Here is a 19605-nt window from a genome sequence, read left to right as displayed (position 1 = left end):
TGTGCGTGAGCTGCCGAAGGGCGCGATCGTTGTTTTACCGCTTGAGGTTCAAGGGGAAAGATCAAAGTCAAAAGATCGCAGCCTTCGGCAGCTCCTACGAGGCTTGTCGCTGCTTTTAAGCTATAATCCCGCCCTTTAGCTGCCCCGCGCCCCGGCGTGCGGCACATCTTTTTTCGAGGCGTTTGTCGCCTCGCATGCAGACATTAAGAGGCTAGACCCCTGTGGCATTGACGATTCTTGGCCTGTCCGGCGCCCTTAGCCATGATCCTTCCGCAGCGCTGTATATCGACGGCAAGCTGATCGCGGCAGCCGAGGAAGAGCGCTTCGTACGCGATAAACATGCAAAGAACCGCATGCCCTATGAATCGGCGAAGTTCTGTCTGGAACAGGCCGGTATCAAGCCGTCCGACGTCGATGTGGTGGCGATTCCGTTTGCGCCGATCAGCTTGTTCGGCGAGGCGCGCTGGCACTACGCCAAGCGTTACTGGTACGCCCCGGATCGCGCCCTCGATGCGATCCTGATGGGCAACCGTCGTTATAAGCGTTATCGCCGCAAGATCGTCTGGTGCCTGGAACAACTGGGTTTTGATCCGAAAAAAATCAAGATCGAGCCGGTCGAGCATCACCTGGCCCACGCCTCCAGTGCCTACCACTGCTCCGGATTTCAGGAGAAAACCGCGATCCTGGGCATCGACGGCAAGGGCGAATACGCCACGACCTTCTTCGGCTACGGCGAAAACGGCAAGATCCACAAGATCAAGGAATTCTTCGACCCGGATTCCCTTGGCGGCCTGTACGGCGCGATCACCGAGTTCCTGGGCTTTGAAATGCTCGACGGTGAATTCAAGGTCATGGGCATGGCGCCTTACGGCGATGCCAGCAAGTACGACTTCTCGCGCCTGGCCTCGTTCGAAAACGGCGAGCTGGTGATCAATACCGACTACGCCAACGTGATCGGCCTGCGTCGCTATAAAGAGAAGGGCAAGGGCTTCTACTTCTCGCCGAAGTTGATCGAATGGCTCGGCCCGAAACGGGAAGGCGACATCGCCGACGAGCCATACATCCACTACGCGGCCAGCATGCAGGCGCTGTTCGAGAAACTCGCGCTGCAGATGATCGACCACTATCTGGGCGACGTGCTCAAGGAGACCGGCAAGCTGGCGTTCGCCGGTGGCTGTGCGTTGAACGTCAAGCTGAACCAGAAAATCATCGCCCGTGACGACGTCAAGGAACTGTTCGTGCAACCGGCTTCCGGCGACGCCGGCACCGCCGTGGGGGCGGCAGCTTATGTGTCCCACGCCCGTGGCGTGCCGGTGGAGAAAATGGAACACGTCTACCTCGGCCCGGCCTACAGCAACGAAGACGTCATCGCCGCCTGCGCCCGCCATCCGAGCAAGCCTGCGTGGCGCAAGATCGACAACACCCCTGAGCGCATCGCCAAGATCATGGTCGACGGCAACCCGGTGGCCTGGTTCCAGGGGCGCATGGAGTTTGGTCCGCGTGCCTTGGGCGGTCGCTCGATCATCGGTTGCCCGAGCGCCAGCGGCGTGGCTGATCGCATCAACGAACAGATCAAGTTCCGTGAGCGCTGGAGGCCTTTCTGCCCGTCGATGCTCGACACGGTTGCACCGCAGATGATCAAGGTTGATCACCCTGCGCCGTTCATGACGTTCACTTTCGAAGTGGCTGAAGAGTGGAAAACCCGCGTGCCGGAAGTTGTCCACGAAGACGGCACATCCCGGGCCCAGGTACTCAAGCGCGAATACAACCCGCGCTATTACGACATGATGAAAGCGCTGGAAGTCCTGACCGGCAACGGCGTGTCCCTGAACACCTCGCTCAACCGCCGTGGCGAACCGATGATCTGCTCGCCCACCGACGCACTGAACATGTTCTTTGGCTCAGACCTGCAATACCTGATCATGGAAGATATTCTGGTGGTCAAAGACGGCGTGGATGCCTATGACTCGTTCGGCTGAGCGGCACGTATTGCAGTTCTGTCACGGTTACGATGGGCCGTTCCTCGACTGCGCCCGTCAATATGCCAGTCTGTTCGCGGGCACTGGCTATCGCGTGACGACGGTGTTTCTCACCGGGGCGGCCGATACGGAAGTGGCCGCCCGTTGCGCCTCTGACGAGGTGCTGTTCATGGAGTACAGCTCCAGTGCGATCAGAGGCCTGAAGCTGGGCGCGATCGGCGATCTGAGAAAGATTGTCGCCTCGCGAAACTTCAGTTTTTGCATCGCCCATCGCTTTAAGCCGATCTATATCACCTTGCTCGCTACCAGTCTGCCGGTGATCGGAGTGCATCATGCGTTGGGGGACTATCAGCGGTTGACCCGACGGGTGTTCGTCCAGTTTTTCCGCAAACGCCTGAGCCTGCTTGGCGTTTCCGATGCAGTGCGTGACGACATCCGCTGTCACTTGCCTAAATGGCCGGCTAGCCGGATTCAGACCCTCTACAACCGTATCGACCTGGAAGCCGTGCAGGCTGGCCTGGTGTCCCGGGACGAAGCGCGGCATAGCCTGGGGTTGGATGCTCACGCCTGGATTGTCGGCAATGTTGGCCGTCTGCACCCGGACAAGGACCAGGCTACGCTGTTGCGAGGATTTGCCCTGGCGCTGGAGTATTTGCCCACCAATAGCCAGTTGGTGATTCTCGGCAAGGGACGCCTGGAACAGGACCTTAAGGAACTGGCGCTGGAATTGGGCATTGCCGACCGTGTGCTGTTCCTCGGTCAGGTGCCTGAAGCGCGTCGCTATTTTCGCGCCTTTGATGTATTTGCTCTGAGTTCTGACCATGAGCCGTTCGGCATGGTGCTGCTCGAAGCCATGGCCGCTGGTGTGCCGCTACTGGCCACCGCCTGCGGTGGAGCAAAGGAAGTGGTAGAGGGTGTCGGCATTTTGTTTCCGCTAGGCGATGCCGAACATATGGCGCAGGGCCTGCAGCACTTGGCGGCCATGGACGAGTTGCAGCGTCGCAGGTGTGCAGAACTGATGCTTGATCGCTTGCGTGAGCGCTTTTCCGACCGGGCTGCTCGTGAGGCTTTCTGGCGTTTGCCCCTGGTCGCCGAACTGGCGTCCAGGACCTGATGCGCAGTAAGACTTCCCGTTATTTATCCAGTCGTTCGGTGCTGCAAGGAAGACGATGAAAGTTTTATTTTTGGTCCAGAAAGAGCAGCGGGCCATCTTGGACCGCCTCTATGAAGGCGTGGCAGCCCATTGCGAGTGTGACCTGCGCTGGCTCGACAGCAAGGAGCAGCGTAACTTGCGAGGATATTTCCGGCGTCACGTGGACGTATCGCGTTACGACCGGATCGTATTTTTCCTGCGCTTCAAGCAGGAGATCCGCCAGGCGGCATTCATTCGCACGATCCCTAATCTGGTGATCCTGGAACACGACGCCTATCAGAACTACATACCGTGCAAATACACTGGCAAGTTCAGTGCCCACTATCGTCGTCTGCCATGGGTGCGGGTCATCAGCTCCGGTTTCATGGTTGCTCAACGTCTTCGCGCCGAAGGTTTCGATGCGGTGTTCGTACCCAAAGGCTACGATCAATCGTTATTGCAAAATCAGCATCGCGAGCGGGATATCGAGCTGGCCTTTGTAGGAAGCACCAACAGTGCCGCCTACAGCGGGCGCAAGATACTGCTGGATGAGTTGGCACGCGTTGAATCGCTGGTGGTAACCCGTACCAAGTCCGGGGAAGAGTATTGCGAAACCCTGAACCGCATTCGTTTTTTTGTCAGCGCCGATGTGGGTATGGGCGAGTTCATGATCAAGAATTTCGAAGCCATGGCCTGTGGTTGTGTGCTGCTGGCTTTCGATCAGGGTGTCGATGAAGCGCGTGCGTTGGGGTTGCAGGACATGCATAACGTGGTGTTGTATGGCGACGTTGCGCAGCTTCAGGAAAAGCTTTCCCGACTGCGAGCTGACCCCGAACTGGCCCATCGTATTGCGCGCAACGGCCATGAACTGGCGCTGGAGCAGTTCAGTTTCGCACGCATTGGGCAGAAAATCGTTGAGGCACTGGAGCCGACCTTGCGGCCTCGTGCACCGTTGAGTCTGCTGGAAAAATTGCGCCTGAAACTGGGCGTTTGACGGGAACCGTTCAGCCATCTGGCGTTCGGATGGCGTTTGACTAAATGGTATTTCAGGTGCAGTTTTCCGACGAAAGTGACATTACCCTGGTGGTGACCAGTTGCGGTCGGCTCGATCTGCTCAAGCGAACCCTTGAGAGCTTCGACCATTTCAACACCGCGCCGATTCGTGAGGTCTTCATTACCGAAGATGCCGGCGACGAGGGTGTAAATGCAGTTATCCCAGCGCATTGGAGGGATCGCTGTACCGTATTCGTCAATCGACCGAAGCTGGGGCAATTGGCGTCTATTGACCTGGCGTACGGGCATGTGAAGACCCCTTACATCTTTCACTGTGAGGACGACTGGGAGTTCTATCGCCCGGCCTTTGTAGAAGACTCGCGCAAGATTCTCGAATTGCGTCCCGAGATCCTACAAGTCTGGCTGCGCAACTATGTTTACGACCTGTGTGTACACAGCCCTTACATTCGCCTGGGCGAGCGTGAGGTGGTCGGTGGTGTACCGTGTTATCCGCTCATATCCGACAAGCCTGAGTGGCAGAGTTTTTCCCTCAATCCTGGCCTGCGACGTCTGAAGGAATACCAGCTGTGTGCCCCGTTTGCGGGCTATGGCGGCGAGAAGGCACTGTCGCTTCGCTATGCGCAACTGAACTTGACGGCGGTCACGCTGGAAGGGGATGCTGTTTTGCATACTGGATTCGGCGTCCATGTCGAGGTCCCTGTCGAGCGTCAGCGCAAAGCGCGTCGCAGACGCAGAGAGCAAATCAAGCTCTTTCTGGTTCTTTTGCTCGGAGTCTGCGTTGGCTGGCTTATCAACTATTAGATGTCTCGAAGCACGAATCCTGGTCGGCGATAAAAGGTTTGCTGCTTGATGAGCATTATCAATGTTATGTGGGCAGGCGGTTTGCCGTTTGCTTCGGTACACAAGGTCCATCATCAGATCCTTTCGCGAGTCGAGCCCGGGATGCCCGTAAAAACCTGGCTTTTGCAGGGATCGGCTTCTGACTGTCAGGTCGATGTCGGGCCGGCGCGTGAGTGGAATCTGACGTCAGCCCGACTCAAGGGGCGGCACATCTGGCGCCTGTTCAGGCCCTGGATGCGAAGCCGTTTTCGGGAGGCTTTGCTCGACAGTGATGCCCGCGTGGTATTGCTCGACGGCCTGGGCGTGGCCCGGACTCTCTTGCCGGTGCTCAAGGACATGCCTCAGATCCGCGTGGTGGTGATCTTCCATGGCGCGACACGCCTGCACATTACAAGCCGTGAGTTGCTGCGCGGGTTTCCTGCTTCGCGCCTGAGTCTGGCGGCTGTCTCCGAGACCTTGGCTACGTCGCTGCAGGACGAACTCGGCCTTCCGGTCGTTGCATTACGCAGCGCGTTCGATCCGGTTGCCTTTCAGGCTTCACTCAAGCCACGTGAGGAGGCGCGCGCTCGTTTGGGGTTGTCCTCTACAGATCAGCGTGTATTTGGTGCCGTCGGCCGGTTGGTGGGTAAAAAGGGATTTGCCAGCTTGTTGGACGCGTTCGCGCGAGCGGCGTCGGGCCATGGTGATTGGCGCTTGGTCATTGTAGGTGAAGGGCCGAGACGCGATGCGCTCCAGGCTCGGATCGCCCAGCCGGATCTTGTTGGCAAGGTCTTGTTGACTGGGCATCTGGAAGATGTCGCGACGCTGTATAAGGCATTCGATTGGGTGTTGATTCCATCACTCGACGAAGGGCTGGGTCTGATCCTTCAGGAAGCGATACTGGCAGGCATCCCGGTGCTGGCCAGCGAACTCGCTGTATTCCGTGAGCAACTGGGGGATACCGGCTGGTACGCACCGGCCAATGACGAAGAGGCATGGAGTGAGGTGATTACCCAGGCCTCACAGGCTCCAGCCGACGCCGTAGCGCAGGCCCAGTACCAGGCGCTGGCCCCGGAGCAGGCTTGGCTGAGTTTCAGCCAGACCGCTCGGAACTTGATCTCAGGCAGGCAGTAAGGCGCTTTCCAGCGCCTGCATGGGAAAGCTCTCGTTCAGGTTCTCCCTGGCAATATAACGAGCGAAATGCTGCAGGTTGCGACGCACAAGGCGGGGTGGCAGCGGAGAGCGCAGAAAACGCATGTCAGCTACATCGATCAGTCCCAGCTTGTTCTCAGGCGTGACGACGATGTTACCCAAGTGCAGTGAGCGAAAGTAAATGCCGCGAGCGTGAAGGCTGCGGATCAGTTCGATCAGTGTCGGAAGGGTCTGCTGCCAGCTGAAGTTTTCCTGATTCGATAGTTGACGCAGGGTTTTTCCTGGCAGAGGTCGGTACAGTACGGCTGTCATGCCGGGCTTTTGCAGTTTGTAGTAGGCCAGCACGTCGAGCGTAGGCACGCCGAGTTCCTGCAGTCGGGCTGCATTGTTGATGAACCGTGCTGAATAAGGCCGAAAAAGGGCTGAAGAAAAAAGCCGCTTGAGGCGAAACAACTTGAGGATATTCCCATCCTGCAACAGATAGACCTTCGGGCCGTGGCCGTCGGCCTCCAGAATACTGGCGCCTTCAATCAATTGATTCAAAGCGGCTTGGGGAAGCCGTGAGGATTGCATCGTAGGAAAGCCTTGTTGAAAAAAGAACCGGTGCCGTAGCGGGCCATGATGCCCAAAAGTTTGTGTTTTAACCATGCCGGTTTTGGCTGGTAGACCGTTTAGGAGCGATAGATGTACGCGACGCGTTGGGCACAGGTGTGGATGGCCTTTGGCTTGTTATGGTTTTTGATGGCGATAGCCCTGGCGCCGACCAACAAGGTCTATCAGCAAGGTTTGATAGCGTTTCTCTGGTTGCCGGTGATCATCTTCGCTTGGTCAGCGCGCCATCGGCTGTTGGAGGTGTGGCGTGCCCAGCGGTTGATTTACCTGGCGCTTCTGGCGTTGGCAGCCTGGGCGCTGATTACACTGTTATGGTCCGAGGTGCCGGAGCCGGGCCGCGAAGCCAAGCGACTGCTTTATATCCTGGCGTTCCTGTTGTTTTTCCCAATGCTTGCCAATGGTCAGCCCGAGCGAGTGATTCGTATCATGCAGTGGGGTGGCCTGGGGCTAGCGCTCGTCGCACTGGTTTCCATCGTCGATTTCTACGGCTTTGAAGGGCGCAACTGGGTGGCGCGCCTGGAGGGGTTGGGCAAGCTTTCCCATCCGATCCTGGGCACCTACGTGATCGGGCTGGCGGCGGTCTGGATGCTGCACTGGGTGCCGCGCCGGATCGGGTTGCAGGTACTTTGGGCGTTAGCGCTGGCTGTGTTGGGTGTCTTTGTCGTGATGTCCCAGAGTCGCGGCGCGGCGCTGGCCTTGTTGTTGAGTGTGCTGGCAATGCCTCTTTACTGCGCCGACCAGCGTACGCGCGTCATCGCCGCCATGACGCTGGTGCTGGCCATGCTGACCTTTTGGTTGCTTGAGCCGCTGGTGATGGCCAGAGGTGCGTCCTATCGGCCCGAGATTTTAATGTCGAGCCTGCATATGATCGCCGAGCGGCCGTGGGGTGGCTTGGGATTGGCGGCTGACTACAGGGTCGCGACGCCGGGCCACTTTTTTGATCATGCGCATAACCTGTTCAGCCACGTCGCCATTGAGCTCGGACTACCGGGGCTGCTGCTTTGGTGCATGGTCTGGTTTGCGGTGCTGCGCGAAGCCTGGCGGGCCCGGGACACCCTGCTGGGCCGAGGCGTACTGGGTATGTGGGTGTTTTCGTTCCTGGCGATGCAGTTCGATGCCGCGAGCCTGACCGGAACCCCTCGCGCGGAATGGTTCATCAGTTGGCTGCCGATCGGCTTGGCCGGGGTTTTGGTCTGGGCACGGGCCAAGCCGGGCGCCTGTGATAAAGTTCCGTGTTCTTCTTAATCAGTGAGCTCGACAATGAGTGACGCACCGCCCAAAACGGAACAGGATTCCAGCCTGAAGATCTATTTTCGTTTGCTGGGATACGTCAAACCCTACGCTGGCATTTTCCTGCTGAGTATCCTGGGCTTCGTGATATTTGCTTCCACCCAACCCATGTTGGCGGGGATTCTCAAATATTTTGTCGATGGTCTGAGCAATCCCGATGCGGTGCTCTTTCCCACCGTTCCGTATCTCAAGGACTTGAAACTGCTGATGGCGGTGCCGCTACTGATCATTCTGATCGCTGCCTGGCAGGGTCTTGGGTCGTTCCTGGGAAACTACTACCTGGCCCGGGTCTCCCTGGGTCTGGTGCACGACCTGCGGGTCGAGCTGTTCAACAAGTTGCTGGTGCTGCCCAACCGCTACTTCGATACCCACAACTCCGGACATCTGATTTCCCGAATCACCTTTAACGTAACCATGGTGACCGGTGCCGCCACCGATGCTATCAAGGTGGTGATTCGTGAAGGCCTCACCGTGGTGTTCCTCTTCGCTTACCTCGTCTGGATGAACTGGAAGCTGACGCTGGTGATGTTGGCGATCCTGCCTCTGATTGCATTAATGGTAAGCAGCGCCAGTAAAAAATTCCGCAAACAAAGCAAAAAAATCCAGGTGGCCATGGGCGACGTGACTCATGTAGCGTCCGAGACCATCCAGGGTTACCGCGTGGTGCGCAGTTTTGGTGGCGAGGCCTACGAAAAGCAGCGCTTTGCCAATGCCAGCCAGGGCAACACCGATAAACAACTGCGCATGACTCGCACCGGCGCTGTCTATACACCCATGCTGCAACTGGTGATTTACACCGCCATGGCGGCTCTGATGTTCCTGGTGCTTTTTCTGCGGGGCGATGCGACGGCCGGAGATCTGGTGGCCTACATTACGGCAGCGGGCTTGTTGCCCAAGCCGATTCGCCAGCTTTCGGAAGTCAGCTCCACCATCCAGAAAGGCGTGGCCGGTGCTGAAAGCATTTTTGAACAACTGGACGTCGAGCCGGAAGTCGACAGGGGAACGGTCGAGAAGGAGCGCGTCAGCGGTCGTCTGGAGGTTCGCAATCTGAGTTTCACCTACCCTGGCGCTGATCGCGAGGTGCTCAAGGACATCAGTTTCACGGCGGCACCCGGGCAGATGATTGCACTGGTGGGGCGTTCAGGTAGCGGTAAGTCGACGCTGGCGAGCCTCATCCCGCGCTTCTATCACCATGACGTCGGGCAGATTTTTCTCGACGAGGTGGAAATAGAAGACTATCGCCTGCGCAACCTGCGTCGACATGTCGCCCAGGTCACCCAGCACGTCACACTGTTCAACGACACGGTGGCCAACAATATCGCCTACGGGGATCTGGCCGGCGCGCCACGGGCCGATATTGAAAAGGCGGCTCAAGACGCCTACGCCATGGACTTTATTGCCCAGCTGCCCAAGGGCCTGGACACCGAGGTGGGTGAAAACGGCGTGCTGTTGTCCGGCGGACAGCGTCAGCGTCTGGCCATTGCCAGGGCGCTATTGAAGAACGCACCGTTGCTGATTCTCGATGAAGCCACGTCGGCCCTGGACACTGAGTCCGAACGGCATATCCAGGCCGCGCTGGATCAGGTCATGAAAGGCCGCACTACGCTGGTCATTGCTCATCGTTTGTCGACCATCGAAAAGGCCGATCTGATTCTGGTGATGGATCAGGGCCGAATTGTCGAGCGCGGTGTCCACAGCGAGCTCTTGGCGCAGAATGGCTACTATGCTCGTCTTCACGCCATGGGACTGGACGCTCCCACTCAGGATATCGCCTGAGTACCGCTCAAACCTGTGGGAGCTTGCGCTCCTGCAGGCATTGGTACGGCGAGTGTACCAACGTGACTACGAGATGCTCGGCTATGAGTGAAGCGCCAAAGGTGTTGATGCCAAAGTCAGAGATTCGCCCTTGCGCACTGGCTGTTGCGCCTGCGGACCGGGCTGCGATCAAGTCCCAGAGGCCACGTTGCATCTGGCTGACTGGGCTTTCAGGTGCGGGCAAGTCTGCGCTGGGCAATGCTTTGGAGGTGCAGCTCAACCAGCAAGGTTTGCACACCTGCCTGCTCGACGGCGACAACCTGCGCCAGGGGTTGTGCCGTGACCTGGGGATGGACGCCGAGGCGCGCAAGGAAAACATCCGGCGGATTGGCGAAGTGGCGCGCTTGATGGTCGATGCCGGGCTGATTGTGATAGTCGCGGCAATCTCACCGTTTCGCGCGGACCGGGAGGCAGCCCGCGCGTTGTTCCCCCAAGGCACCTTCCTGGAGGTTTATGTAAGCACGCCTTTTGAGGTTTGCGCCCAACGTGATCCTAAGGGGTTGTACCGGGAAGCGCGTGCTGGGCGGATCAAGAACTTCACCGGGCTCGACAGCCCCTACGAAGCGCCGCTGTCGCCCGACTGTGAGATCAATACCAGCGAGGTGGAACTGGCCCAAGCCGTTAGCCGACTTTTGGCACTGCTGCAAAAGGAATGAAAAAAGCGCAGGTCAGGAGGGCCATGGACGAGCCTTCGCCAACCCTGTGCTAATATCGCGGCCCTGTTCATTTTGTATGTGGGATGCTCCATGAAGTTGTCCATGCCGCGATTCGATCAAGCCCCTGTATTGGTGGTCGGCGATGTCATGCTCGACCGCTATTGGCATGGCGGTACCTCACGGATTTCCCCTGAGGCGCCGGTTCCGGTGGTCAAGGTCGAGCACATCGAGGACCGTCCCGGTGGTGCCGCCAACGTTGCCTTGAACATCGCCGCCCTTGGTGCACCGGCCTCTCTGGTGGGGGTGACCGGTGACGACGAAGCCGCCGACAGCCTGACCAACAGCCTCAATGGCGCAGGCGTGCGGGCGATATTCCAGCGTGTTGCGCACCAGCCGACCATCGTCAAGCTGCGGGTCATGAGCCGTCACCAGCAACTGTTGCGGATCGATTTCGAAGAACCGTTCGCCACCGATCCCCTGGCCCTCGGCGCTGAGGTCGATAACCTGCTCGAAGGCGTCAAGGTGCTGGTGTTGTCGGACTACGGCAAAGGCGCGTTGAAAAACCACCAGGCGCTGATCCAGGCCGCTCGTGCCCGTGGCATTCCGGTACTGGCTGACCCCAAGGGCAAGGATTTCTCGATCTACCGCGGCGCGAGCGTGATCACGCCGAATCTCAGCGAGTTTGAAACCATCGTCGGCGGTTGCGCCGATGAGCATGAACTGGTGAGCAAAGGCGCACAGCTGATGCAGGACCTCGATCTCGGCGCTTTGCTGGTGACCCGTGGCGAGCATGGCATGACCCTGCTGCGTCCCGATCATCCGGCGCTGCACCTGCCGGCTCGTGCCCGTGAAGTGTTCGACGTGACCGGTGCCGGCGATACCGTGATCTCCACCCTGGCCGCGGCCATCGCCGCTGGCGAGGACCTGCCCCATGCAGTGGCCCTGGCGAACCTGGCGGCGGGTATTGTCGTCGGCAAGCTCGGTACCGCCGCCATCAGCGCCCCGGAGCTACGTCGCGCGATCCAGCGCGAAGAGGGTTCCGAGCGGGGCGTGCTGGGGCTGGAGCAGTTGCTGCTGGCCGTCGACGACGCCCGTGCCCACAACGAGACAATCGTGTTCACCAACGGCTGCTTCGACATCCTGCATGCCGGCCACGTGACCTATCTCGAGCAGGCCAGGGCCCAGGGCGATCGCCTGATCGTCGCGGTCAACGACGATGCATCCGTGAGTCGTCTAAAGGGGCCGGGGCGGCCGATCAACAGTGTCGATCGGCGCATGGCGGTGTTGGCCGGTCTTGGTGCGGTGGACTGGGTGATCAGCTTCAGCGAAGGCACGCCGGAAAACCTGCTGCGCGAGGTCAAGCCGGATGTGCTGGTCAAGGGCGGTGACTACGGCATCGATCAGGTCGTGGGAGCGGACATCGTCGCGGCCTACGGCGGCACCGTGAAGGTGTTGGGGCTGGTGGAAAACAGCTCGACGACGGCGATTGTGGAAAAGATCCGCAATCACTGAGCCTTTGCTGGTGACAATGTGTCAGGCAATGCGTCAACCTGTGGGAGCGAGCCTGCTCGCGATGGCGTTGGACCCGTCAGCCTCGATTTGGCTAACACATCGCTATCGCGAGCAGGCTCGCTCCCACAAGGCCCATCATCAGCTCGATGACGCTAACGCGCCACCTTGCGTGGCACGATCTTCTTGAGCAACTGCCGGGCCTTGCCCCTCAATCGGGTCAGCCCCGACTCCTTGCCCGGTGGCGTCAGCCCCTGCTGGCGCAGCCAATCCTTCCAACGAATCCGCTCGTCTCGTACCAGCCAGCCGTCCTGCCTGGCGAAACTCTCCGCCAGATACAACCCACGGGTGCTGGCCGGGTACAGTTGATCCTTTTTCAAGGTGTACAGCTCGGGCAAAGGCTGACCGTCCTGTAGCGGCATCAGATAAAGATCGGGGCGCTTGCGGTCCAGGCGCGCCACCAGTTGGTCGCCCTCCAGTCGCTCATCCACATGAAACAGGCTCAGGGATTTGGCTTCCTTGGGCACATCCAGGCGCAAATCGTAAATCAGTTGCAGCGAAGCCGTGGGCAGGTGCACGTAGGCTCGTGGCCGCTCGATCAGTTGCAGGTTGGCACTGCGCACCGGGCGGGCCGAGCCGGACAGCGGCGTCAGGCGAAACGGCAAGGCTTCCCGATAATGCAGGGCGCTGGCGTAGGGCGCCGGCAACCAGGTGTCATTGAAACGCCCGCCCAGCCAGCCCTCGGGGGTTTCCAGCAGGCATTCTTCGGCAATTTCGCTAATGGCGGTGAGCAGCGGCAGGTTCAGCTCATGGGCCGGGACATAACCGGAAATCAGCTTGAGCACCACATCGCCACGGTCCTGTCGGCGCTGGCGCACCAGTACCCAATAGTCGCGGTTCTGCCAGTGCAGGGTGAGGCGCACCGAGACGCCCAGGTTTGCCAGTTCCAGGGAAAAACGCTCGGCGTCGTCCACCGTCACCGGGCGACGCCGTTGCAGGGTCTGGGAGAAATTCAATGGCATCCCGACGCTCTGGTAAGTCAGGCCTTCGGGTGTCGCTTCGACGAACAGGGGCAGGGTCTTGAAGTCGCTGGGGTTTTTTCTGATGAGCGTACGCGGCATGTCGGCTCCTTCCTTAAGGCCGCGCAGGGCGGCGTCAGTTTCTACGAAGGACCTTGGCAACGGTCGCGACGTTATGGGCGAGGTGCAGCGGATTGATGGTGCCGACAATAGCACTGGCGACACCGGGATGCTCAAACAACAGTTCGAAGCTGGCTCGGACCGGGTCCACACCAGGGTTCAGGCAGACGTGACCGCTGGCCAAGGCTTTCTTCACCAGAATCGCCTTGCCATGCAAGGCTGCGTAGTCAATGACCGTCTTCTCGTTTCGTTCGTTCAGATTGTAGGTGACCATCGCGCAATCGCCTTGCTCCAGCGCTTGCAAACCGCCCTCGACGGTTTTGCCGGAAAAACCGAAGCCGCCGATCTTGCCCTCGCGCTTGAGCGCCGCCAGGGTCGGGTAGACCTCGCTGTCGTTGAGAATCGCCAGGTCATTGCCGTCGGAGTGCACCAGCACCATGTCGATGTAGTCCGTTTCCAGACGCTTGAGGCTGCGTTCCACCGAAAATCGGGTGTGGGCGGCACTGAAATCGTGGTGCGACTGGCCGTCACTGAATTCTTCGCCGACCTTGCTGACAATCACCCAATCCTGACGCTGGCCGCGCAACAACGGGCCCAGGCGTTCTTCACTGCGGCCATAGGCCGGCGCGGTATCGATCAGGTTGATGCCCAGGTCACGCGCCAGTTTGAGCAGCATCCGCGCGTCGTCGTCATCGGGAATCTGGAAACCGTTGGGGTATTTGACCCCCTGGTCGCGGCCGAGCTTGACGGTGCCCAGGCCCAGCGGGGAAACCCGCGGGCCGTTATTGCCCAGCGGGCGATGCAAGTCGTGCAGGGTCGGTTGGCTCATGGCAGCAGTTGCTCCCAGGCAGGGACGCCCATGGGCGGTTTGGGCAGGTCCGGCAATGGCGCTGGATGGCTGGGTACGATGCCATCACGTTGCAGTGTGGCGATCACCCGATCGGCAAAGTCCGGGGCCAGGGCCAGTTTGGTCGGCCAGCCCACCAGCAGGCGATCCTGCTCGGCGAGAAAGGCGTTGTCCGGGCGGGTCAGGCCCGATTGCAGCGGTTCGGCACGATCGACGCGCAGCGTGGCCCATTGTGCGGTGCTGAGGTCGACCCAGGGCAGCAATTGGCCAAGTTCTTTCTGGGCGGTGGCGATCTGCGCGGCCGGTTCGCGAGCCACGGCGTCGCCTTCAGCGAGATCGCCACCCAGGTACCAGACCCATTGACCGTCGGCGGCCGGATGGGTGGTCACGGTGACCCGTGGTTTGGGGCCGCCGCCCAGGCAGTGGGCGTACAGCGGCTTGAGGCTCGGTCCCTTGACCAGCACCATATGCAGCGGCCGACGCTGCATGGCCGGTTGCTCCAGGCCTAGGGCCTTGAGCAGGTCGGCGGTGCCGGCCCCGGCGCTGAGGACGATACGTTGGGCGCGGATCTCGCGGCCATCAACCTTGAGGCCGATCAGTTCGTCGCCGTCGCGCAATGGCTCGATATCTTTGCCGGCCAGCAAACCATCGCCGGCCAGATCCGCCAGCCGTGCAAGCAGGCTGGGGACGTCCACCACCAGCTCGGCCAGGCGATAGACCTTGCCCTTGAAGCGCTTGTCTTGCAGGGCCGGCGGCAGTTGCTCGCCCTTGACCTGATCGACCCGCCCACGCACGGCCTTGCTGGCGAAGAAGCTGGTGAGGTTGCCGGCCAGGGTGCCGGGAGACCAGAGGTAGTGAGCTTCGGACAGCAGGCGCACGTCGGATAGATCCAGTTCGCCCTCGCCGGCCAGGGCTTCGCGCCAGCGGCGCGGCATGTCGGCGATGGCTTCCGAGGCGCCGGTGAGCGCGCCGTGCAAGGCGTACTTGGCACCACCATGGATGATGCCCTGGGATTTGATGCTCTGCCCGCCACCGAGGGTGGCGCTTTCCACCAACACAGTCGAAAAGCCCTGGCGGCGCAGGCGCGCATTCAGCCAGAGGCCGGCGACTCCGGCGCCGACAATCAGAACGTCGGTGGAAATAACGGATGGCATGCAGCGACCTCAGTGTTCAAGACGAGGGCGCAGTATACAGACTCGATGGGGATGGGATTTGTTGACGATCAACATCGGCAACCTGCAAGGAAAGCTTTTGTGGCGAGGGAGCTTGCTCCCGCTGGGGTGCGAAGCGCCCATAAAAATGGGGTTGCTGCGCAACCCAGCGGGAGCAAGCTCCCTCGCCACAAAGGTATTCCACTTAATGATCAGTGTGTTTTCAGTGCCCGGCAGTCTTGGAAAACAGCTGGATCACCACCACCCCCAGCACAATCAACGCCATCCCCAGCATCGCCGGCACGTCCAGCTTCTGCCCGTAGATGAACAGCGCCGCCACACTGACCATGACGATCCCCATCCCGGCCCAGACCGCATATGCCACACCCACCGGGACGGTGCGCACCACCAGGGTCAGCATCCAGAATGCGATGCCGTAGCCGGCGATGACCAGCAGCAGGGGCAGGGGTGTGCTCAAGCCTTTGATCGCTTTCATCGACACGGTGGCGATCACTTCGGCGCAGATGGCGATGGCCAGGTAGTAGTAAGCGTTCATAGGTGAAGGTCCTCTTGAATGGTGCGTCACTCGATGTCGACATTTTAGAGGGGTGTCAGATGCGGTAAAGTCATTACCTATCGGTATGGGAGATAGGTTGCGTCATGAGTGTTCAGTGGAATCTGGATCAACTGCGGCTGTTTGTCGGTGTTGCCGAGAAACGTTCGTTTTCCGCCGTGGCACGGGACCAGCGCAAGGCTCAATCGGCCATTAGCAGCGCGATTGCGTTGTTGGAAGCCGACCTGGGCGTGACGCTGTTCGAGCGCAGCAGTGGCCGTCAGCCGAAGCTCACTGAAGCCGGCGAGGCCTTGTTGGAAGAGGCGCGGGAAGTGCTGCGCCAGTGTGAGCGTCTCAATGGCCGGGCCCTGGCCCTGATGCGCGGTCAAGAGGCGCTGCTGCGCCTGGCTCAGGATGAGGCGATGCCTTATCAGCCGGTCATCGACAGCCTGGCGGCCCTGGCCGAGCGGTTCCCGACTCTCGAAGTGCAACTGGCCAGCGCCGCGCAAGGTGATGTGGCGCGCAAACTGGTGGAACGTCGCGCCGACCTGGGGTTGCTGTTTTATCACGACCAGATCCCCGAGGCGCTGGAGCGCCGGGTGCTGGGCAGCGTCGAGATGGTCACGGTCTGCGGCAGGGGGCATCCACTAGCGGACCATGGTTACGTGACCTGCCTGGAAATGGCCCGGCATCGGCAATTGCTCATGGCGACCCAGTCCAGTGTCTACCCTGGAAGTGAACAGGCCAGCCCGCAGGTCTGGCGCGCCGACAGTTTCTACGTCTTGGCCGAATGGCTGAGGAGCGGCCTGGGCTGGGCGTGGCTGCCACGGCATGTGGTGCAGTACCCGGCGTACCTGGGGGATATGGTCGAGCTCAACAGCGAGTGGACCCCGCCGGCCCTGGTGGTGGAGCTGGTCTGGCGCCGCGACGAGCCTTTGGGCCCGGCCGCGCGCTGGCTGGCGGAACGTTTTGCCGTGCAGTTGCAGGCGATCGGCTGAAAAACCGATAAACTCCGCCGCCATGAACAGAACTCTCTATAGCGCATTGTTTTATCTGGGGCTGCCACTGGTAGCGATTCGGCTCTGGTTGCGGGCCCGCAAGGCGCCGGCCTACGCGCGGCGCATCGGCGAGCGTTTTTCCTGGGGCTTGCCGGTGATGGTGCCGGGAGGCATCTGGGTCCACGCGGTATCGGTGGGCGAGAGCATTGCCGCCGCGCCGATGATCCGTGCCTTGCTGCAACGTTATCCACAGTTGCCGATCACGATCACCTGCATGACGCCCACCGGTTCCGAGCGGATCCAGGCGTTGTTCGCCAACGAGCCACGCATCCAGCATTGCTATTTGCCCTACGACTTGCCCTGCGCCGCCAACCGTTTCCTGGATCGGGTCCGCCCGGTGCTGGCGGTGATCATGGAAACCGAGTTGTGGCCCAACCACATTCATCAATGTGCCAAGCGCGGCATTCCTGTTGCCTTGGCCAATGCGCGACTGTCGCAGCGTTCGGCGCGCGGTTATGCACGTTTGCCCAAACTCACCCGGCCGATGCTCGCCGAGATGAGCCTGTTCGCTGTGCAGACCGAAGCCGAGGCTGAGCGTTTTCTCCAGTTGGGTGCCCGGGCGCAAACCGTCGAGGTCACCGGTTCGATCAAGTTCGACCTGACCATCGATCCGCAATTGCTGGAAAACGCCAGCGCCTTGCGCCATGAGTGGCAAGCCACGGAACGCCCGGTGTGGATCGCTGCCAGTACCCATGAAGGTGAGGATGAGGTGGTGCTGGCCGCCCACCGTCGGTTGCTCGCCAGTTATCCCGATGCGTTGCTGATCCTGGTGCCGCGTCATCCCGAGCGTTTCGATTCAGTGCATCAATTGTGTGAAAGCGAAGGTTTCGCCACGGTCCGGCGTTCCAGCGCAAAGCCCGTCACTGCCCAGACGTCGGTACTGCTGGGCGATACCATGGGCGAACTGTTGTTTCTCTACGCGCTGGCCGACAGCGCTTTTGTCGGCGGCAGTCTGGTGCCCAACGGCGGCCATAACCTGCTGGAGCCGGCGGCACTGGCCAAACCGGTGCTCAGCGGGCCGCATCTGTTCAATTTCCTCGAAATCGCCGCGCAACTGCGGGCTGCCGGGGCGTTGGCGGAAGTCGAAGACGCCGAAAGCCTGGCCCTGGCGGTACAGCGCCTGTTCGAACTGCCCCGCGATGCCCAGCGCATGGCCGAGGCGGGCCTGAAGGTAATGCGCACCAATCAGGGCGCGTTGCAGCGGTTGCTGGAGGGGTTGGGGCGGTTGCTCGCTGGGCGGTAATCTTTGCCCTGTGCAAGAGGATACATCTGTGGCGAGGGGATTTATCCCCGCTGGGCTGCGAAGCAGCCCCAAAACCTGCTAGAACAGTGTGTCAGGCAGTTCGAATTGGGGGCGCTTCGCACCCCAGCGGGGATAAATCCCCTCGCCACAACAGTTTACTGTTGCAAGCGATATCTCTGGACTACTGCGCCGGCCGCGAGCGCAGTTGCTCCGCCGCTGCCTGCGCCAGGTCCGGTGGCAGGAAGTCCTTGTCCGGGTTGTAGTCGGGTTTGAGATAGCGTGACAGGTCCTGCAGATCCGACGGGCTCAAAGTACCCGCTGCCTGCTTGAGCCGCAGGTTGTCGAGAATGTAGTCGTAGCGGGCGTTGTTGTAGTTGCGCACCGAGGTGTACAGCTGGCGCTGGGCATCGAGCACATCGACGATGTTGCGCGTGCCCACCTGGTAGCCGATCTCCGTGGCTTCCACTGCGCTCTGGTTGGAGATGATGGACTGGCGACGGGCCTGGACCTGTTCCACGTCGGTATTCACCGCCCGGTGCAGGTTGCGGGTGTTCTCCACCACCTGCCGGCGCAGGGCCTCGCGCTGCTGTTCGGTCTGGGTCAGTTGCGAGTAGGATTCGCGAACCTGAGAGCTGGTCAGCCCGCCACTGTAGATCGGGATGCTCAATTGCAGGCCGATGGTGCGTTGCTCGGCATCGCCGCCGTAACGCTGACCGGTCGGGCTGGGGTTGGTAAAGCCGAGGCCGTCGTTGTCGCCTTTTTTGTACTGGGCGATGGCATCGAGGGTGGGCGCGTGGCCGGCCTTGCGTTGACGCAGGGTGTCTTCGGCGGCATCGACGGCGTAGTTGCTGGCCAACAGGTTGAGATTCTGTTTGGCCGCGGTGTCGACCCAGGCTTTGGCATCGTTCGGCGTCGGCGGCAGGATCGGCAACGTATGGACGATGCCCTGGAGCGAGTTGTACTGACGGTTGGTCAGGGTGATCAGGGCTTCGAAGGCGTCGTCGACCTGGCGCTGGGCCAGGATCCGGTTGGCCCGCGCGGTGTCGTAACTGGCCTGGGATTGCAGCACGTCGGTCTTGTCCGACAGGCCCACGTCGAAGCGCTCGTTGGACTGGTCGAGCTGACGCTTGAACGCCGCTTCCTCGGCCTTGGTCGAGGCCAGGTTGTCCTGGCTGCGCAGCACGTTGAAATAGCTCTCGGCGCTTTGCAGGATCATGTTCTGTTCAGTGGCCGAGAGTTGCAGCGACGCTTGTTCGTTGACCGACTTGGCCGCCTGGAACTGAAACCAGCGATCGGCACGGAAAATCGGCTGGGACAGCGTGGCCTGGTAGACCGTGCCACTGCGGGTGGCGGTCATGGCGGGCTCGTCGAGCTCGGTGCGGGTGTTGTTCAGGTCGGCACCGGCCGACAGGTTGGGCAGCAACCCGGCACGCGCCTGGGGCACCACTTCTTTCTGGGCACCATACTGGGCACGGGCGGCGGCCAGGTCGGCGTTGTTATCCACCGCCTCCTGATACACGCTCACCAGGTCGGTTTTGGTGGTCACGGGGGCTTCGGCAGCCCAGGCCATTCCATTGGACGCACAAGACACGGCAAGGGCCAGTGAGAGTTTGCGCAACATGAGGCGATCCCTATT

The 19605-nt window shown here is 60.6% G+C and carries 17 protein-coding genes; 11 read left to right on the top strand and 6 right to left on the bottom strand.

What is annotated here, in order from left to right; translation table 11 throughout:
• Positions 1–221: 221 nt before the first annotated feature.
• From BM132_RS00980 to BM132_RS00960, 5 genes are read left to right on the top strand one after another with little or no spacing between them, the layout of a single operon-like run.
• Complete coding sequence (locus BM132_RS00980; RefSeq protein WP_092452450.1) at positions 222–1979, top strand: carbamoyltransferase family protein; 1758 nt, start codon at positions 222–224, stop codon at positions 1977–1979.
• A complete protein-coding gene (locus BM132_RS00975; protein WP_092452447.1) occupies positions 1963–3093 on the top strand; it encodes a glycosyltransferase in 1131 nt (376 codons plus the stop codon). The genes BM132_RS00980 and BM132_RS00975 overlap by 17 nt, the downstream gene beginning before the upstream one ends.
• A gap of 55 nt (positions 3094–3148) precedes the next feature.
• Entirely contained in the window at positions 3149–4105 is a 957-nt protein-coding gene (locus BM132_RS00970) for a glycosyltransferase family protein (RefSeq protein WP_092452442.1), read from the top strand.
• A 56-nt stretch (positions 4106–4161) separates the two neighbouring features.
• Positions 4162–4926, top strand: a complete 765-nt coding sequence (locus BM132_RS00965; RefSeq protein ID WP_092396006.1) for a glycosyltransferase family protein — start codon at positions 4162–4164, stop codon at positions 4924–4926.
• Positions 4927–4974: 48 nt separating this feature from the next.
• Positions 4975–6078, top strand: a complete 1104-nt coding sequence (locus tag BM132_RS00960) for a glycosyltransferase (RefSeq protein WP_092452439.1) — start codon at positions 4975–4977, stop codon at positions 6076–6078.
• Here the strand turns inward: BM132_RS00960 and BM132_RS00955 are convergent.
• Positions 6064–6669, bottom strand: a complete 606-nt coding sequence (locus BM132_RS00955) for a BUD32 family EKC/KEOPS complex subunit (RefSeq protein ID WP_092452436.1) — start codon at positions 6667–6669, stop codon at positions 6064–6066. The genes BM132_RS00960 and BM132_RS00955 overlap by 15 nt on opposite strands.
• 111 nt (positions 6670–6780) lie before the next feature.
• On the opposite strand from BM132_RS00955, the gene BM132_RS00950 reads away from it, so the two are divergent.
• From BM132_RS00950 to hldE, 4 genes are all read left to right on the top strand, one after another.
• Positions 6781–7953 carry an O-antigen ligase family protein gene (locus tag BM132_RS00950; RefSeq protein WP_092452433.1) on the top strand — a complete coding sequence of 391 codons (1173 nt, stop codon included), beginning with the start codon at positions 6781–6783 and terminating at the stop codon, positions 7951–7953.
• A 15-nt stretch (positions 7954–7968) separates the two neighbouring features.
• Positions 7969–9774, top strand: coding sequence for a lipid A export permease/ATP-binding protein MsbA (msbA, locus tag BM132_RS00945; RefSeq protein ID WP_092452430.1), 1806 nt, complete (start codon positions 7969–7971; stop codon positions 9772–9774).
• Positions 9775–9857: 83 nt separating this feature from the next.
• Positions 9858–10469: an adenylyl-sulfate kinase gene (cysC, locus tag BM132_RS00940; RefSeq protein WP_177193306.1), complete on the top strand. Its 612-nt coding sequence runs from the start codon at positions 9858–9860 to the stop codon at positions 10467–10469.
• A 90-nt stretch (positions 10470–10559) separates the two neighbouring features.
• Positions 10560–11981, top strand: a complete 1422-nt coding sequence (gene hldE, locus BM132_RS00935; RefSeq protein ID WP_092452427.1) for a bifunctional D-glycero-beta-D-manno-heptose-7-phosphate kinase/D-glycero-beta-D-manno-heptose 1-phosphate adenylyltransferase HldE — start codon at positions 10560–10562, stop codon at positions 11979–11981.
• A gap of 152 nt (positions 11982–12133) precedes the next feature.
• On the opposite strand, the gene BM132_RS00930 is transcribed toward hldE, so the two are convergent.
• From BM132_RS00930 to BM132_RS00910, 4 genes are all read right to left on the bottom strand, one after another.
• On the bottom strand, positions 12134–13099 hold the full coding sequence (locus BM132_RS00930; protein WP_092395688.1) for a metal ABC transporter ATPase: 966 nt from the start codon (positions 13097–13099) through the stop codon (positions 12134–12136).
• Positions 13100–13133: 34 nt separating this feature from the next.
• Positions 13134–13946 carry an aldo/keto reductase gene (locus BM132_RS00925; RefSeq protein WP_092452423.1) on the bottom strand — a complete coding sequence of 271 codons (813 nt, stop codon included), beginning with the start codon at positions 13944–13946 and terminating at the stop codon, positions 13134–13136.
• Positions 13943–15118, bottom strand: a complete 1176-nt coding sequence (locus tag BM132_RS00920) for an NAD(P)/FAD-dependent oxidoreductase (RefSeq protein ID WP_092452420.1) — start codon at positions 15116–15118, stop codon at positions 13943–13945. Before BM132_RS00920 ends, BM132_RS00925 begins: the two co-directional genes overlap by 4 nt.
• Before the next feature lie 220 nt (positions 15119–15338).
• Positions 15339–15671, bottom strand: coding sequence for a DMT family transporter (locus BM132_RS00910; protein ID WP_047225891.1), 333 nt, complete (start codon positions 15669–15671; stop codon positions 15339–15341).
• Positions 15672–15775: 104 nt separating this feature from the next.
• On the opposite strand from BM132_RS00910, the gene BM132_RS00905 reads away from it, so the two are divergent.
• Both BM132_RS00905 and waaA read left to right on the top strand, forming a co-directional pair.
• Positions 15776–16666: a LysR family transcriptional regulator gene (locus BM132_RS00905; RefSeq protein ID WP_092452414.1), complete on the top strand. Its 891-nt coding sequence runs from the start codon at positions 15776–15778 to the stop codon at positions 16664–16666.
• Positions 16667–16688: 22 nt separating this feature from the next.
• Entirely contained in the window at positions 16689–17969 is a 1281-nt protein-coding gene (gene waaA / locus BM132_RS00900) for a lipid IV(A) 3-deoxy-D-manno-octulosonic acid transferase (protein ID WP_092452409.1), read from the top strand.
• A gap of 181 nt (positions 17970–18150) precedes the next feature.
• Here the strand turns inward: waaA and BM132_RS00895 are convergent, their stop codons facing one another.
• A complete protein-coding gene (locus BM132_RS00895; RefSeq protein WP_092395698.1) occupies positions 18151–19590 on the bottom strand; it encodes a TolC family outer membrane protein in 1440 nt (479 codons plus the stop codon).
• Between the last annotated feature and the right edge of the window lie 15 nt (positions 19591–19605).

Source organism: Pseudomonas sp. NFACC45, assembly GCF_900113505.1.
Classification (GTDB): Bacteria; Pseudomonadota; Gammaproteobacteria; order Pseudomonadales; family Pseudomonadaceae; genus Aquipseudomonas; species Aquipseudomonas tehranensis.
The sequence above is the reverse complement of the archived record's forward strand: the minus strand, read 5'-3'. Positions and strand labels throughout refer to the sequence as shown.

Excerpts from the sequence above, each read along its gene's own strand:
- BM132_RS00975 (WP_092452447.1), top strand. The coding sequence starts at position 1,963 with ATGACTCGTTCGGCTGAGCGGCACGTATTGCAGTTCTGTCACGGTTAC.
- BM132_RS00970 (WP_092452442.1), top strand. The coding sequence starts at position 3,149 with ATGAAAGTTTTATTTTTGGTCCAGAAAGAGCAGCGGGCCATCTTGGAC.
- BM132_RS00960 (WP_092452439.1), top strand. The coding sequence starts at position 4,975 with ATGAGCATTATCAATGTTATGTGGGCAGGCGGTTTGCCGTTTGCTTCG.
- BM132_RS00955 (WP_092452436.1), bottom strand. The coding sequence starts at position 6,669 with ATGCAATCCTCACGGCTTCCCCAAGCCGCTTTGAATCAATTGATTGAA.
- BM132_RS00950 (WP_092452433.1), top strand. The coding sequence starts at position 6,781 with ATGTACGCGACGCGTTGGGCACAGGTGTGGATGGCCTTTGGCTTGTTA.
- msbA (WP_092452430.1), top strand. The coding sequence starts at position 7,969 with ATGAGTGACGCACCGCCCAAAACGGAACAGGATTCCAGCCTGAAGATC.
- cysC (WP_177193306.1), top strand. The coding sequence starts at position 9,858 with ATGAGTGAAGCGCCAAAGGTGTTGATGCCAAAGTCAGAGATTCGCCCT.
- hldE (WP_092452427.1), top strand. The coding sequence starts at position 10,560 with ATGAAGTTGTCCATGCCGCGATTCGATCAAGCCCCTGTATTGGTGGTC.
- BM132_RS00930 (WP_092395688.1), bottom strand. The coding sequence starts at position 13,099 with ATGCCGCGTACGCTCATCAGAAAAAACCCCAGCGACTTCAAGACCCTG.
- BM132_RS00925 (WP_092452423.1), bottom strand. The coding sequence starts at position 13,946 with ATGAGCCAACCGACCCTGCACGACTTGCATCGCCCGCTGGGCAATAAC.
- BM132_RS00920 (WP_092452420.1), bottom strand. The coding sequence starts at position 15,118 with ATGCCATCCGTTATTTCCACCGACGTTCTGATTGTCGGCGCCGGAGTC.
- BM132_RS00910 (WP_047225891.1), bottom strand. The coding sequence starts at position 15,671 with ATGAACGCTTACTACTACCTGGCCATCGCCATCTGCGCCGAAGTGATC.
- BM132_RS00905 (WP_092452414.1), top strand. The coding sequence starts at position 15,776 with ATGAGTGTTCAGTGGAATCTGGATCAACTGCGGCTGTTTGTCGGTGTT.
- waaA (WP_092452409.1), top strand. The coding sequence starts at position 16,689 with ATGAACAGAACTCTCTATAGCGCATTGTTTTATCTGGGGCTGCCACTG.
- BM132_RS00895 (WP_092395698.1), bottom strand. The coding sequence starts at position 19,590 with ATGTTGCGCAAACTCTCACTGGCCCTTGCCGTGTCTTGTGCGTCCAAT.